This is a genomic window from Amycolatopsis ruanii (assembly GCF_003385175.1).
Taxonomy (GTDB): domain Bacteria; phylum Actinomycetota; class Actinomycetes; order Mycobacteriales; family Pseudonocardiaceae; genus Amycolatopsis_E; species Amycolatopsis_E thermalba.
The window spans coordinates 22,008-35,738 of the sequence record NZ_PQHY01000028.1 but is presented as its reverse complement, the minus strand read 5'-3'; the positions used below and the strand labels follow the sequence as shown (position 1 = coordinate 35,738).

Annotated in this window: 14 protein-coding genes; 7 read left to right on the top strand and 7 right to left on the bottom strand. The window is 72.6% G+C overall.

Features of this window, described 5'->3' with window-relative positions; all coding sequences use genetic code 11:
* Positions 1 to 49: 49 nt before the first annotated feature.
* The gene (locus D0D28_RS17340) at positions 50 to 991 is read right to left on the bottom strand and encodes a GNAT family N-acetyltransferase (protein ID WP_094007904.1); all 942 of its coding nucleotides are present in this window, start codon (positions 989 to 991) and stop codon (positions 50 to 52) included.
* Positions 992 to 1,060: 69 nt separating this feature from the next.
* Between D0D28_RS17340 and yaaA the strand changes: the two genes are divergently transcribed.
* Positions 1,061 to 1,792 (top strand): peroxide stress protein YaaA, encoded by a 732-nt coding sequence (gene yaaA, locus D0D28_RS17335; protein ID WP_094007903.1) that lies wholly within the window; start codon positions 1,061 to 1,063, stop codon positions 1,790 to 1,792.
* Here the strand turns inward: yaaA and D0D28_RS17330 are convergent.
* Entirely contained in the window at positions 1,779 to 2,864 is a 1,086-nt protein-coding gene (locus D0D28_RS17330; RefSeq protein ID WP_116111286.1) for an NAD(P)/FAD-dependent oxidoreductase, read from the bottom strand. The genes yaaA and D0D28_RS17330 overlap by 14 nt on opposite strands.
* 208 nt (positions 2,865 to 3,072) lie before the next feature.
* Here D0D28_RS17330 and D0D28_RS17325 point away from each other — a divergent pair, with 208 nt between their 5' ends.
* The 3 genes from D0D28_RS17325 (at position 3,073) to D0D28_RS17315 (ending at position 6,370) form a co-directional block, all read left to right on the top strand.
* Positions 3,073 to 4,008: a serine protein kinase RIO gene (locus tag D0D28_RS17325; RefSeq protein ID WP_116111285.1), complete on the top strand. Its 936-nt coding sequence runs from the start codon at positions 3,073 to 3,075 to the stop codon at positions 4,006 to 4,008.
* Between the two features lie 213 nt (positions 4,009 to 4,221).
* Positions 4,222 to 5,604 (top strand): DEAD/DEAH box helicase, encoded by a 1,383-nt coding sequence (locus D0D28_RS17320; RefSeq protein WP_116111284.1) that lies wholly within the window; start codon positions 4,222 to 4,224, stop codon positions 5,602 to 5,604.
* Between the two features lie 169 nt (positions 5,605 to 5,773).
* Positions 5,774 to 6,370 carry a dihydrofolate reductase family protein gene (locus D0D28_RS17315; protein ID WP_116111283.1) on the top strand — a complete coding sequence of 199 codons (597 nt, stop codon included), beginning with the start codon at positions 5,774 to 5,776 and terminating at the stop codon, positions 6,368 to 6,370.
* Here D0D28_RS17315 and D0D28_RS17310 read toward each other — a convergent pair.
* On the bottom strand, positions 6,367 to 7,086 hold the full coding sequence (locus D0D28_RS17310; RefSeq protein ID WP_094007898.1) for a PIG-L deacetylase family protein: 720 nt from the start codon (positions 7,084 to 7,086) through the stop codon (positions 6,367 to 6,369). The two genes, D0D28_RS17315 and D0D28_RS17310, sit on opposite strands and share 4 nt — an antisense overlap.
* A gap of 45 nt (positions 7,087 to 7,131) precedes the next feature.
* Here D0D28_RS17310 and D0D28_RS17305 point away from each other — a divergent pair, with 45 nt between their 5' ends.
* A complete protein-coding gene (locus D0D28_RS17305; protein ID WP_116111282.1) occupies positions 7,132 to 8,307 on the top strand; it encodes an 8-amino-7-oxononanoate synthase in 1,176 nt (391 codons plus the stop codon).
* On the opposite strand, the gene D0D28_RS17300 is transcribed toward D0D28_RS17305, so the two are convergent.
* Both D0D28_RS17300 and D0D28_RS17295 read right to left on the bottom strand, forming a co-directional pair.
* Positions 8,273 to 8,719 (bottom strand): GNAT family N-acetyltransferase, encoded by a 447-nt coding sequence (locus tag D0D28_RS17300; protein WP_094007896.1) that lies wholly within the window; start codon positions 8,717 to 8,719, stop codon positions 8,273 to 8,275. The two genes, D0D28_RS17305 and D0D28_RS17300, sit on opposite strands and share 35 nt — an antisense overlap.
* Positions 8,720 to 8,729: 10 nt before the next feature.
* Positions 8,730 to 9,539: a S1 family peptidase gene (locus D0D28_RS17295; protein WP_116111281.1), complete on the bottom strand. Its 810-nt coding sequence runs from the start codon at positions 9,537 to 9,539 to the stop codon at positions 8,730 to 8,732.
* A 175-nt stretch (positions 9,540 to 9,714) separates the two neighbouring features.
* Here D0D28_RS17295 and D0D28_RS17290 point away from each other — a divergent pair, with 175 nt between their 5' ends.
* Together D0D28_RS17290 and D0D28_RS17285 are read left to right on the top strand one after the other, a co-directional pair.
* Complete coding sequence (locus D0D28_RS17290) at positions 9,715 to 10,551, top strand: M15 family metallopeptidase (RefSeq protein WP_205413292.1); 837 nt, start codon at positions 9,715 to 9,717, stop codon at positions 10,549 to 10,551.
* A 66-nt stretch (positions 10,552 to 10,617) separates the two neighbouring features.
* Positions 10,618 to 12,009: a mycothione reductase gene (locus D0D28_RS17285; RefSeq protein ID WP_116111280.1), complete on the top strand. Its 1,392-nt coding sequence runs from the start codon at positions 10,618 to 10,620 to the stop codon at positions 12,007 to 12,009.
* A 23-nt stretch (positions 12,010 to 12,032) separates the two neighbouring features.
* Here the strand turns inward: D0D28_RS17285 and D0D28_RS17280 are convergent, their stop codons facing one another.
* Both D0D28_RS17280 and D0D28_RS17275 read right to left on the bottom strand, forming a co-directional pair.
* Positions 12,033 to 12,458 carry a nuclear transport factor 2 family protein gene (locus D0D28_RS17280; RefSeq protein ID WP_240323248.1) on the bottom strand — a complete coding sequence of 142 codons (426 nt, stop codon included), beginning with the start codon at positions 12,456 to 12,458 and terminating at the stop codon, positions 12,033 to 12,035.
* A 43-nt stretch (positions 12,459 to 12,501) separates the two neighbouring features.
* Positions 12,502 to 13,716 (bottom strand): CynX/NimT family MFS transporter, encoded by a 1,215-nt coding sequence (locus D0D28_RS17275; RefSeq protein ID WP_430732397.1) that lies wholly within the window; start codon positions 13,714 to 13,716, stop codon positions 12,502 to 12,504.
* Positions 13,717 to 13,731 lie beyond the last annotated feature (15 nt).

Below are 13,731 nucleotides of genomic sequence, written 5' to 3'. Positions count from 1 at the left end.
CTCCTCCACTCGGTTGCCCCGAGCTTCGCGAGGAGCGCTGACCGCCGGCTTACCGTCCGCTGACCGGCCGCGCGTGCACGTGCCAGTGACCGGTCACCACGAACCCGCACCGCTCGTACACGCGCTGCGCGCCGGTGGGGTTCTCGCTGTCCACGCCGAGCACGGCACGCCGGTATCCGCGGGCGCGCGCCGCCCGCAACGCGGCGGCGACCAGGCTCCTGGCGGCACCGCGGCCACGCGCTTCCGGAAGCGTGCCGACGTACTCGACCACCACCTCCCCGTCGGCGGCACCGCGCTCGAGGCACAGCACCAACGCGATCACCCGATCGCTGTCGAGCAGCAGGAACGACAGGTCCGGCTGGAAACCCGCGCTGCCGGTCACCCAGTGGCGGAACAGCTCGGGCGTCAAGGCCGTGCTGGCGAAGTGCTCCCGGAACGCCTCGTTGAGCGCGAGCCGGGTCGCCTCCTCGTACCGCGCCTCGTACGGCACCGGCTCGACCGTGGACTCGATCGGCGGCAACGCGGACAGGTCCGCGGCCATGTCGGCGATGGTGCGCACCACCTCGTACCCGCCCCGGCACAGCACCGACGCGTACCACCGCTGGTTCTCGTGCGCCGCGGCGTGCAGTTCCAGCGGCGCGCCCGGGAACACCTTCGCGTGCAGTTTCGCGCTCGCCTCCTCGTACCACCGGAGCAACTCCGCACCGAGGGCGTCGCTCCGGTGGTCCGGGTGCACCATCGACTCCACCCGCATGCGGTGCACCGGGTCCGCTTCCGTGCGCCGGGCCGTCATCGCGTACGCGATCAGCCGGTCGCCCTCCACCACGGCCACGCCCGCGTCGGGCAGGGGCGAATTCGGCGACTCCAGGCTCTCCCCGATGTCGGCGACGCTGTGCTCCTCCCCCGTGGGCTCCACCGTCTCCCCCGCGGCGAACAACTCCGCCACCGCTTCGGCATCGTCGCGTCGCAGTGCGCGCCAAGTCACAGTCATCCACGCAGCGTAGGCACTGCCGCTGGCCCGTCCCCAATGATTTCCCGGGCGCGGGTTACCCTGCTGGCCGTGCTGGTGCTGCTGCCTCCTTCGGAAACCAAAGCCGCCGGTGGGGACGGCCCTCCGCTGGATCTGGACGCGCTGTCGTTCCCCGAGCTGAACCCGCTGCGGCGCAAGCTCGCCGACGCACTGGCCGAGCTGGCCGGAGACGTGCCGGAGAGCCTGAACGTGCTGGGGCTGTCGGGGCGGCAGGAGGAAGAGGTCGCCCGCAACGCCGCGCTCTGGAGCGCACCCACCCTGCCCGCGCTGGAGCGCTACACCGGCGTGCTCTACGACGCCCTCGACTACGGCGGCCTGCGCCCGGCCGCGCGGGCCAAGGCCGACCGCAGGCTGGCCGTCGCGTCCGCCCTGTTCGGCATCGCCCGCGGCGACGACCGCATCCCGGCCTATCGCCTCTCCGGCGGCACGACCCTGCCCGCCCTCGGCACGCTGCGCTCGCTGTGGCGCCCGGTCCTGGAACCCGCGCTGGCCGAAGTGGACGGTCTGATCGTCGACCTGCGCTCGGGCGCCTACGCCGCGCTGGCCCGCATCCCGCGCGCGATCACGGTGCGCGTGGTCACCGCGAGCGGGCGGACGGTGAGCCACTTCAACAAGGCGTACAAGGGAAAGCTCGCCGCCGCGCTGGCGACCGCCTCGCGCGAACCCTCCACAGTGGAAGGCCTGATCGGCGCCGCCGAGCGCGCGGGCATCACGCTCGACCGGGTGGGCGAGCAGGAACTGGAGCTGATCACCGACCGGTGAACCGCTCCGGCCGGTAGGGCGTCAGGTCGACCGGCGCCTCCTCACCGAGCGCGAGACCCGCGACGAGCCGCCCGGCGAACGGCGCGACGGTGAGCCCGCCGGGACCGAACCCGGTGGCGACCAGCACGTCCGGACGCTCCGCCAGCGCGCCGAGCAGCGGCAGGCCATCGGGCGAGGCGGGGCGGAAACCGATCCTCGTCTCCAGCAGCGTCGCGTCGGCCAGGCCCGGTGCGACCGTCAGGGCGTGGTCCAGGACCTCGCGCTGCCCGGCCGCGGTGATCCGGTGGTCGAACCCGGAACCGGTCTCGCGCGTGGCGCCCGCGACGACCCGCGAGCCGGGGAAGGCCAGCAGGTAGTGGCTGGACACCGGCAGCACGACCGGCCAGCGTGCGGTGTCCACCCCGGGCAGTTCGAAATGACTGATCTGTCCGCGTTGCGGCGCCACGGACACCGACGGCACCAGCTCACCGCTCCACGCACCGGCCGCGACGACGACCTTGTCCGCCGCCAGCTCCTCCCCCGCGACGCGCACCCCGCGCCGGGTCAGCTCCGCCGCGCCCTCGACGATCCGGGCGCCCCGCGTCACTGCCGCGTCCAGCAGCGCCTGCCGCATGCGCCGCCCGTCCACCCGGCCGCCGCCGCTGACGTGCACCGCGGCCAGGCCGGGGGCGAGCGCGGGGAACAGCTCGCGGGCCTGCGCCTGATCGAGCCGGGACACCTCGCCGGCCACCGGTTCCCCGGCCACGCGTTCACTCACCCGGGCGAACGCCTCGTCGAGTTCGGCCGGGTCCGCCGACACCACCATCCCGCCGACCACCTCGAACGACGTGTCCCCCGCGCCGTCCTCGGCCAGCTGCGCGACCAGCTCCGGGTAGTACGCCGCGGCCGCGGCGGCGAAGCGGTACTCGTCGTCGCCGCGGCGGCTGGTCCACGGGCACACGATCCCGGCGCCCGCGGCCGTCGCCACTCCCGGACGGCCCGCGTCGGCCACGACGACCTCGGCGCCACGGCGGGCGAGCTGGTGGGCGGTACTCGCCCCGGTGATGCCGGAGCCGATCACGATCACGCGCATGCCGCCAGTCTGCCGGTAATTCGGTTGCGGCCGCAGCGCCGCCGCGGGCATGATCACCCGTACGCCGGTGCGCTGGGCCCGGTGGTGGAGAAGGGAGGTGCGTCGTGTCCGTCGTTGTCCTGGGCCGTGCCTTCCTCGCCCATCCACCCGCCCCGCCCGCCTGATCATCACGGCGCCGGTGGGGCACCTCAGCCATGGAGACCCACCAGTGCGCCAGCACGATTTCGCCGAAGACCCCACCCCGCGCTCCCGTCGTCGCCGCCCGCGGTCCGACGACGAGTTCAATCCGATCCGCAGCGGCCGCCTCACGCAGGACGAACGTGAGCGGCTGGCCCGCCTGCGCGAGGACAGCTACGCCGAACCCGAGATCCCGGGTGGCGCCGACCGCTACTCGACCTGGGACAGCGCCGAGCACGGCCCACGCCCGCACCCGGCCTGGGTGATCACCGAACTGGCCGCCGTGGACACCGAGCTGGGTGTCCTCAAGACCGGCAAGGAGGCCGAGGTGCACCTGCTGCGCCGCGGCCTGCCGGACGGCAGCCGGGAATGCCTGCTCGCCGCGAAGCGTTACCGGTTGAGCGAGCACCGCCAGTTCCACCGCGACTCCGGTTACCTCGAGGGCAGGCGCATGCGCCGGTCCCGGGAGAACCGGGCCATGGCACAACGGACCTCGTTCGGCCGCAATCTCATCGCCGAGCAGTGGGCGGTCGCCGAGTTCGCCGCGCTCAGTCGCTTGTGGACCATCGGCGTGCCGGTGCCGTACCCGGTGCAGCGGGACGGCACGGAACTCCTGCTGGAGTTCATCGGAGAGCCCGACGGCACGGCGGCGCCACGCCTGGCACAGCTGCGGCCCGAACCGGAGGAACTACGCGAACTGTGGTTCCAGACGGTCGGGGCGCTCGACGTCCTGGCGTCGGAGGGGCTCGCGCACGGAGACCTGTCCGCCTACAACATCCTCGTCCACGACGGCCGGATCGTGCTCATCGATCTGCCACAGGTCGTGGATGTGGTGGCCAATCCGAGAGGAGCGGAGTACCTCACCCGTGACGTCCACAACATCTCCGCGTGGTTTGCCGCGCGGGGATTGCAGGTCGGAGCCGATGACCTGGCTCGGGACCTGCTGGAGCGGGCGGGGCTGGCGTGAAGTACCGGACGGTCTTCAGGTAGTCTGATCACAGTCCGCGACCGGCGACGTGAATTCGGGTCGCCCCCTTCCTGGAACGCGGCACTAACCACCGATGGCGCAGCCGCGCCGGGTTCGTCCTTGTGAAAGCCCGCCGAACATGTCTTTCGCCTGCCTGCGCGCAGGCACACCGGGCCTCCCTTGCGACGTACCACCACGTCCGAGAGGCAATGCGTGAGCATCACCCTTGAGTCCACTTCCACCGTGCAGTCGTTCGCCGACCTGAACCTGCCGGAGCCCCTGCTCGGGGCTCTGCGCAAGGCCGGCATCGACGCACCCTTCCCGATCCAGTCGGCGACCCTGCCGGACGCGCTCGCCGGGCGCGACGTGCTCGGCCGGGCGCAGACCGGGTCCGGGAAGACCCTCGCCTTCGGGCTGGCCCTGCTGGCCCGCCTCGAGGGCGGCAGGGCCCGGTCGCGGAAGCCCCGCGGCCTGGTCCTCGTTCCCACCCGTGAGCTGGCCCTCCAGGTCAGCGACGCGCTCACCCCGCTGGCCCGCGCGCTGGGCCTGTGGTGCCGGACCGCCGTCGGCGGGATGGCCTTCCCCCGGCAGGCCGAGGCGCTGCACCGCGGCGTCGACCTGCTGATCGCCACGCCGGGCCGTCTGTCCGACCACGTCCGGCAGGGCACCGCGGACCTCAGCGAGGTCCAGTTCATCGCCATCGACGAGGCCGACCAGATGGCGGACATGGGCTTCCTGCCCCAGGTCCGGGAGATCCTGGACCTGACCCCGCGCGACGGGCAGCGGCTGCTGTTCTCCGCGACGCTCGACGGCGACGTCGGGCAGCTGGTCAACCGGTACATGCACGACCCGGTCGAGCACTCGGTCGCGCCGGCCACCGCCAGCGTCGACACCATGGACCACTACGTGTTCCAGGTCTCGCGCCAGGAGAAGCAGACGGTGATCACCGAGATCGGCGCCCGCGAGGGCCGCACGATCATGTTCGTGCGCACCAAGCACCACGTGGACCGGTTGACCGACCGGCTGCGTGAGCGCGGTGTGCGGGCCGGTGCGCTGCACGGCGGCAAGTCGCAGGGCCAGCGCAACCGGGTCCTGCAGGACTTCCGCGAGGGCCACACCACGGTGCTGGTCGCCACGGACGTCGCCGCGCGCGGCATCCACGTCGACGACGTCAGCCTGGTGCTGCACGTCGACCCGGCGGCCGACCACAAGGACTACCTGCACCGCGCCGGCCGCACCGCGCGCGCCGGGGCGTCGGGTGTCGTGGTCACGCTGATCACGCCGGACCAGCGGCGCACCGTGCGCCGGATGACCGACAAGGCCGGCGTGCGCGCCGACCAGCTGGTCGTGCGGCCCGGTGACGCGAAGCTGTCCGACATCACCGGTGCTCGCGAGCCGAGCGGGGTGCCGTTCGTGGAGCGGCCGCGTGACACCGCCCCGCGCCGGGGTGGCGGCTCGCGTGGCTTCGGCGGGCCGCCGCGGACGCGCCGGGGCGGCGGTTACGGCTACGGTGACCGCGACCGCGGGCACGGTGCCGGCTACCGGCAGGGGCGTCCGGGCCGCGGCCCGCGCCGCAGCACGCCGTCCGCCAGCTGACGCGCTGAAACCGAGAACCGCCGCGATCCCAGCCCGGGGTCGCGGCGGTTTTTTTCCTGCGCTCCGCTCGGCTTGGGGCGGCCGGCTCCCCCATGACCACTTGTCACCCGGGACCTCGACTGACAGGTTGGTCGGCATTCCCAGAACCGACTCAGTCAGGAGAGCCGCGATGAGCACGGTGATCAGCAGCCCCACCATCTCGGTCGACGGCTACCTGGCCGGTCCCCGCCAGAGCCGCGAGCTCGGGCTCGGCGAAGGCGGTGAGCGGCTGCACCGGTGGATGTTCGAAGCCGCGGAGGAGAACCGGGCCGAGCGCGACGCGATCCTCGGCCACGGCGCCTACATCATGGGACGCAACATGTTGGGCCCGATCCGCGGCGAGTGGGACGACCCCGGGTGGCACGGCTGGTGGGGTGACGAGCCGCCGTACCACGCGCCGGTCTTCGTGCTGACCCACTACCCGCGGGAGCCGATCGAGATGGCGGGCGGCACGACCTTCCACTTCGTCACCGACGGCATCGAGCCGGCGCTCGACCAGGCGCGTGCCGCCGCGGGTGAGCGGTCCGTGGCGATCATGGGCGGTGCGGCGACGATCGACCAGTACCTGGACGCCGGGCTGATCGACGAGCTGCGGCTGACCATCGCGCCGACGGTGCTCGGCGACGGCGCCCGGCTCTTCGCCGGTGTGACCAGCCTGGACCTCGAACCCGTGTCGTCACGCACCACCACGCTGGCCACCCACGTGACCTACCGCGTCCGGCGCTAGATCGGGAACAGCTCGAACGTGCAGGCCAGCGGCACCCCGAACGACTCGCCGGCCTGGGCGGCGAACTGGCGCAGGAACGGCTCCGGTTCGGCCATGTCACCGCCCAGCGCGGCCAGGTACGCCTTGTGCTCCCGCAGCGAAGCGACCGCCGCGTCGAAGGTGTCCGTGATGTCCACCGCGTGGGTCTGCACCGGCGAGCCGCACACGGCCACCCACCGCACGCCGCTCCACGGCTCCAGCCCGAGGTCGCGGAACAGCCAGCGGTTGGCCGCGTCCCGGACCGCGTCCAGCGTCGCCACGCCGACGTTGCGGTGGTCGGCCATGTTGTACCCGCCGCCGGGGAACGACTCGCGGTGGTTGAGCGTCACCACCAGCTCCGGGCGGTGCCGCCGGATCGCCGCCGCGATGTCCCGCCGCAACGGGATCCCGTTCTCGATCAGGCCGTCCGGGTGGTCCAGGAACTCGACCTCCTCGACCCCGACGACCCGGGCCGCGGCCAGCTGCTCCTGCGTCCGCAGTGGCCCGGCCTCCTCGGGCGGCAGGCTGTCGATCCCGGCCTCGCCCCGCGAGGCGAGCACGTACACCACCGACTTCCCCTGGCCCGTCCACCGGGCGATCGCCCCGGCCGCGCCGTACTCCAGGTCGTCCGGGTGCGCGACCACCGCGAGCGCCCGGTTCCAGTCCTCCGGCATCGCGGCCGGTCTCGGGTCGGTCATGGCCCCTCCACTGCCCAGCGCGGGCTCGGTGCGACACTGCGTGACGTGAACCTACCGGCTTCCTCCTCTCCAGAGCAGGTTTTCGACTGGCTCGACACCGCGGCCGAGAAGCGCGCGGCGGCCGGGCTGACCCGCCGGCTGCGGCCGCGGGGAGCCTCCTCGACCGAGCTGGACCTCGCCGGCAACGACTACCTCGGCCTGGCCCGCGACAAGCGCGTCGCCGGGGCCGCCGCGGCGGCCGCGCTCCGCTGGGGCGCCGGCGCGACCGGGTCGCGCCTGGGCACCGGCTCCACCGAGCTGCACACCGAACTCGAATACGAGCTGGCCCGCTTCTGCGGCGCGCAGGCCGCGCTGGTGTTCTCCTCGGGTTTCACCGCCAACCTCGGCGCCGTCACCGCCCTGTCCGGGGCCGAATCCGCGATCGTCACCGACAAGTACGTGCACACGTCGCTGATCGAGGGCTGCCGCCTGTCCCGCACCGACGTCGCGGCGATCAACCACTGCGATCCGGCGGCGATCAAGCACGCGCTCGCGACCCGCCGCAAACCGCGGGCGCTGGTAGTCACCGATTCGGTGTTCTCCGTCGACGGCGATCTCGCCCCGCTACGTGAGCTGTCCCAGGTCTGCCGCGAGCACGGCGCGGCGCTGCTGGTCGACGACGCGCATGGGTTCGGCGTGCTCGGCGAGGGCGGCCGCGGCGCGGTGCACGCGGCCGGGCTGGCGGGCGAGCCGGACGTGGTCACCACGATCACCCTGTCCACGGCGCTCGGCGCGCAGGGCGGCGCCGTTCTCGGGCCGCGCCGGGTGATCCGGCACCTCGTGGAGACCGCGCGCAGCTTCATCTTCGACACCGGCCTCGCCCCGGCCAGCGCGGCCGCGGCACTGGCCGCGCTCGGGGTGCTCAAGTCCGAGCCTGGCCTGCCGGAGAAGGTCCTCACCAACGCGGTGACGCTGTCGAGCCGACTGCGCGCGGCCGGGTTCCGGGTGAGCAACCCGGAGGCGGCCGTGATCTCGGTTCAGGCGCCCTCCCCCGAGTCGGCCGCCGAATGGGCCGGCCGCTGCGCCGAGCAGGGGGTGCGGGTCGGCTGCTTCCGCCCGCCGTCGGTCCCGGACGGCGTCTCGCGGCTGCGCCTGACCGCCAGGGCCGACCTCACGGAGTCCGATGTGGACACCGCGGTGAAGGTGATCAGCGAGTCGGCGCCAGCCGGCGTCGCATCGTGATGTGCGGGATGCCGTCCTCGTCGAACTCGTCGCCCTCGGCGACGTAGCCGAACTTCTCGTAGAAGCCGCGCGCGTAGGTCTGCGCGTCGAGCACGCTGTCCGCGTCGCCGACCGAGATCAGCGCCGCGGTCATCAGGCGGGCGGCGAGCCCCTTGCCGCGGGCGTGCTTCGCGGTGACCACGCGGCCGATGCGCTGGACGCCGTCCCCGTCGTCGAGGACCCGGAGGTAGGACTCGATGCCATCGGGGCCGTCGATCCAGAAGTGGCGGGTCGTCGGGTGCAGGTCACGCCCGTCCAGCTCGGGGTACGGGCAGTTCTGCTCCACGACGAACACCTCCACCCGGAGCCGGAGGATGTCGTACAGCTGCTGCGTGGTCAGGTCCGGTCCGCGGACGCCTCTGTCGGGGTTCACGGACTCCTGACTACCAGAACACGACCCGCGACGACTCGGCTTCGCTGCGAATCTCGTTCACGTAGGTGATCACGCGGGTGTAGACGCCCGGTTTGCCCGGTTGCGCGCAGCCGTCGCCCCACGACACCAGCCCGATGAGCGTGTTGCCCACGACCAGCGGCCCGCCCGAGTCGCCCTGGCAGGCGTCCACCTTGCCCTCGGGGTAACCGGCGCAGACCATCGACCGGGAGTCGTAGTTCGAGTAGCTGGCCCGGCAGCCGGAGTCGCTGATGACCGGCACCTCGGCCTTGCGCAGGACGTCCGAGCGCGCCCCGCCGTCGGAGGTGCGGCCCCAGCCCAGCACCGTCGCGCGGGTGCCCTCGGCGTAGAGCGAGTCGTCGCCGGGCAGGTTCACCGGCTGGTACGGCAGGCTCTGCGACAACTTGAGCACCGCGACGTCGTCCCCCTTGCCCGGGTCGGAGAACGAGTCCGGCATCCACACCTCGCGCACGGACACGGTCTTGCCCTCGTTGGTGCGCTTGTCCGTGCGGCCCGCCACGACCCGCAGGTCCGCCCGCTTCACGGCGCCGGCGCAGTGCGCCGCGGTGGCCACGGCGGTCGAGCTGACGATGACCCCGCCGCAGAACTGGTTGCCGCTCTTGTCGGTCAGGTACACCGCGTACGGGTAGCTGCTGGTGGACGCCTCCGTACCGCCGACGATGTTCGGACGGGCGCCGGTGCTCGGCACGGCCGCGGCCACCACCGGCAGGAACGCGGCGGCGGCGATGACCGCCGTCAGCGCCAGGCGGAACTTGCGGTCGCGTCGACGGTGCTTCGCCATGCGCGCGCTCCTTTCGGAAGAGCTCGATGAATCCCCCGGTGTCACACCCGATGGTCGAAAAACCGGCTTCGGGGCGTGAGATTGCCGCACATACAGTAATCGACAAGGACCCGGAACCGGTGTCACTGAATCGGGTGGTATCCGGTTCTGCGAAGCTGGAGACGTGCGAGGAATCGTGGCGCTCCTGCTGGCGCTCGGGCTCGTGGCGTGCGGCGCCCCACCCGAGCCGCCACCCGCACCCGTGCCCTCGCCCACGGTCCAGGCGACCACGACAACCACCACGCCCCCTGCACCGCCGCCCACCACGTCCACGGCACCGGCCTGGACCGTCGGCGCCACCCCGCTGCCCCGCCGCCCGGACGGCTTCGGCGAGATCCGGCCGACCCCGGCCGTGCTGCGCGACCGCCGCCTCCCGACGACGGACCTGCTGCCGCCGCCCGCGGACGGCCGCTACGCCTCGACGGTGAGCGCGGTCCCGGCGGACGTGCTGACGCGCAGCACCTGGCGGCCCGCGTGTCCGGTGGCCGCGTCCGAGCTGCGCTACCTGACGATGTCGTTCTGGGGCTTCGACGGGAAGCCGCACACCGGTGAGATGCTCGTCGGCGCCTCGGTCGCGCGGGAGGTCACGCGCGTGTTCGGGCAGCTGTTCGCCGCGCGGTTCCCGATCGAGGAGATGCGGGTCACCTCGCCCGCCGAACTCGACGCTCCGCCGACCGGGGACGGCAACAACACCAGCGCGTTCGTCTGCCGCCCGGTGCGCGGCCAGACGAACTGGTCGGCGCACGCGTACGGCCTGGCGATCGACCTGAACCCGTTCTGCAACCCCTACACCAAGGACGATCTGGTGCTGCCGGAACTCTCCTCGGCGTACCTGGACCGCTCGTGGGTGCGGCCGGGCATGGTGGAGGCCGGTGACGCGACGGTGCGGGCGTTCGCCGCGGCCGGCTGGAGCTGGGGCGGGGCCTGGCGGGAGCCGAAGGACCGGATGCATTTCACCGCGACCGGCGGGTAGTAACGGGAACAGATTTCGGGTCCGGACCGGTTGTACCGGATCGGACTACTTGGGAGGTAACCGCACGTGCCCCACTACGACCTGGTGATCGTCGGAACCGGCTCGGGGAACTCGATCCTCGACCCCCGGTTCGCGGGCTGGAAGACGGCGATCGTGGAGAAGGGTGTGTTCGGCGGCACGTGCCTGAACGTCGGGTGCATCCCGACCAAGATGTTCGTGCACGCCGCGGACGTGGCCGCGACCCCGTCGGTGTCCAGCCGGTTCGGCGTGGACGAGACGCTGGACAAGGTGCGCTGGACCGACGTGCGCGACCGGATCTTCGGCCGCATCGACCCGATCGCCGAGGGCGGGCGCGAGTACCGGAAGAACCACGAGGACAACGCCGGCGTCACCGTGTACGAGGGCCAGGGGCGGTTCACCGGGCACAAGGAGCTGACGGTGTCGTTCGCGGACGGGCGGCCGGACGAGGTCGTCACCGCGGACCGGTTCGTGCTCGCCGCGGGCGGGCGTCCGGTGGTGCCGGACCTGCCGGGCCTGGAGGACGTGCGCTACCACACCTCGGACACCGTGATGCGGCTCGACGTGCTGCCCGCGCGGATGGTCATCGTCGGCAGCGGGTTCATCGCGGCGGAGTTCGCGCACGTGTTCCGCTCGTTCGGGGTGGAGGTCACGATGGTGGCCCGGTCCGGCGCGTTGTTGCGCAGCGAGGACTTCGACCTCAGCAAGCGGTTCACGGAGCTGGCCGAGCGCCGGTTCGACGTGCGGCTCAACCGCAAGACCGTGCGGGTGCGCCCGGCCGCCGACGGGGTCGCGCTGGAGCTGGAGGGCCCCGGCGGCGCGGAGACCGTCGAGGCGGACGAGCTGCTGATCGCGGTCGGGCGCCGGCCGAACACCGACCTGCTGGACGTGGCCGCGACGGGCGTGACCACGACCGAGAGCGGGCACGTGGTGGTCGACGACCACCAGGAAACGGTGGTCGAGGGGATCTACGCGCTGGGCGACATCTCGTCGCCGTACGAGCTGAAGCACGTCGCCAACCACGAGGCGCGGGTCGTGCAGCACAACCTGCTGAACCCGGACTCGCCGATGACGGCCGACCACCGGTTCGTGCCGCACGCGGTGTTCACCTCGCCGCAGATCGCCTCGGTCGGCCTGACCGAGCAGGAGGCACGGGCGCGGGGCGTGGAGTACGTGACGTCCACACAGGACTACGCCGGCATCGCCTACGGCTGGGCGATGGAGGACACCAGCGGGTTCGCGAAGCTGCTGGCCGACCCGTCGACCGGGCAGCTGATCGGCGCGCACATCATCGGCCCGCAGGCGTCGACGGTGATCCAGCCGCTGATCCAGGCGATGAGCTTCGGCCTCGACGCGAAGTCCATGGCCCGCGGCCAGTACTGGATCCACCCGGCGATGCCCGAGCTGATCGAGAACGCGCTGCTGAACCTGCCGCTGTGAGCGGTCAGCCGTAGCGGGACCGGTCAGCGGGGCGAGCAGGCGCCGGCGATCGCCGAGGTGTCCCAGTAGAACGGGTGCACCTCGGCGATCCGCCGGTCCACGATCGCGACGGTCTGCAGGATCGGGAACCGCAGCTCGCGCCCGGTTGCCCGGGCCCGGGCGTGGACGTGGGTGAGCACGACGAGCGGACTGCTGGTGCGGAGGAACTCCTGGGCCACCATTTCGAAGGTCTCCCACGCACCGCTCATCGCGGCGAAAAACCGCTCCAGTCCCTCGTGCCCGCGCCAAACCCCGCCATAGGGCAGCGCCTCCGCCTGGTGGAGGACCACGTCCGGGGCGAAGAACGGGGCAAGCGGTTCGAACGAGGCGCGGCCGGGACCACCGGCGGCCAGGTACGCGGCCTCGGCCGCGTACATACCGCGCAGCACCGACAGATCACTGGTTTCCATGATCGCTACTGTGGATCACGGCGCGGCTGAGCGCTGGCGGGAATCAGACGTAGCGTGGCCGGCCGGCGAAGAAGCCGAACACCATCTGCCCCGCCACCACGGCCAGCAGCATCGCGAACGGCACGGTCCACCCGTGCGTCACGTCGTGCAGCAGGCCGAACAGGAACGGGCCCACCGCGGCCAGCAGGTAGCCGATCCCCTGCGCCATCGCCGACAGCTTCGCCGTTTCGGCGCCCGTGCGCGCCCGCAGCGCGATCGTCGTCAGCGCCAGCGAGAACACCGCCATCCCGATGCCGATGAAGATCGACCACAGCAGCGGCGCCGCACTCGGCGCGACCATCAGGCCGGTCACGCCGGCGATGCCGAACACACCCAGCAGCAGGATCCACCCGCTCTGGCTGCCCTGCTTCGCGGCGAGCGGCGGCACGATCAGGCTCACCGGCAGGCCGAGGAGCGACACCAGGCCCATCATCAGGCCGGCGTCGGCGCGGGTCACGCCCGCGTCCATCAGCACCTGCGGCAGCCAGCCCATCACGATGTAGGCCAGGCAGGCCTGCATCCCGAAGAAGACCGTCACGATCCAGGCCAGCGGGCTGCGGAACAGCGACCGCGCGGCGGTCGCGTTCTCGCCCGAGGCGGCCCCGCCGGGACGGGTCCGCGCGGACGCCAGCCACAGCACGAGCGCCGCGACGGCCAGGGCCGCCCAGCTGGCGAGCCCGGGACGCCAGCCGCCGAACGCGCTGTCCAGCGGCGGGGTCAGCGCCGAGCCGAGGGCGCCACCGGCCTGCAGCGCGCCGGTGTAGAGCCCGGTCATCAGGCCGATCCGCGTCGCGAAGGACTCCTTGACCACGACCGGGATCAGCACGTTCGCCAGCGCGATCCCCGCGGTCCCGATCAACGTCCCGCCCAGCACGACCAGCAGCACCTGCAGCACCCGCAGCACCAGGCCACCGGCCAGCAGCACGAGCGCGAGCGACACGGCCGTGGCGATGCCCAGGCGCCGGGCGACCACCGGCGCGGTCAGGCCGGCGAGCGCGAAGCACAGGCCGGGCATGGTCGTCAGCGCCCCCGCCCAGGTGGCGGACGCGCCCAGCGTGTCCTGCATCTCGTCGAGCACCGCGCCGACGCTGGTCACCGCGGGGCGCAGGTTCATCGCCGCCAGCAGGACCGCCACCGCGAGCAGCCCGCTGCCGATGAGCACGCGAGGCGCGGGGACGCGCGTCTTCTCCTCCACCGATGCTTCATCATTGACGGTCACAGCGGCTAGTATGAC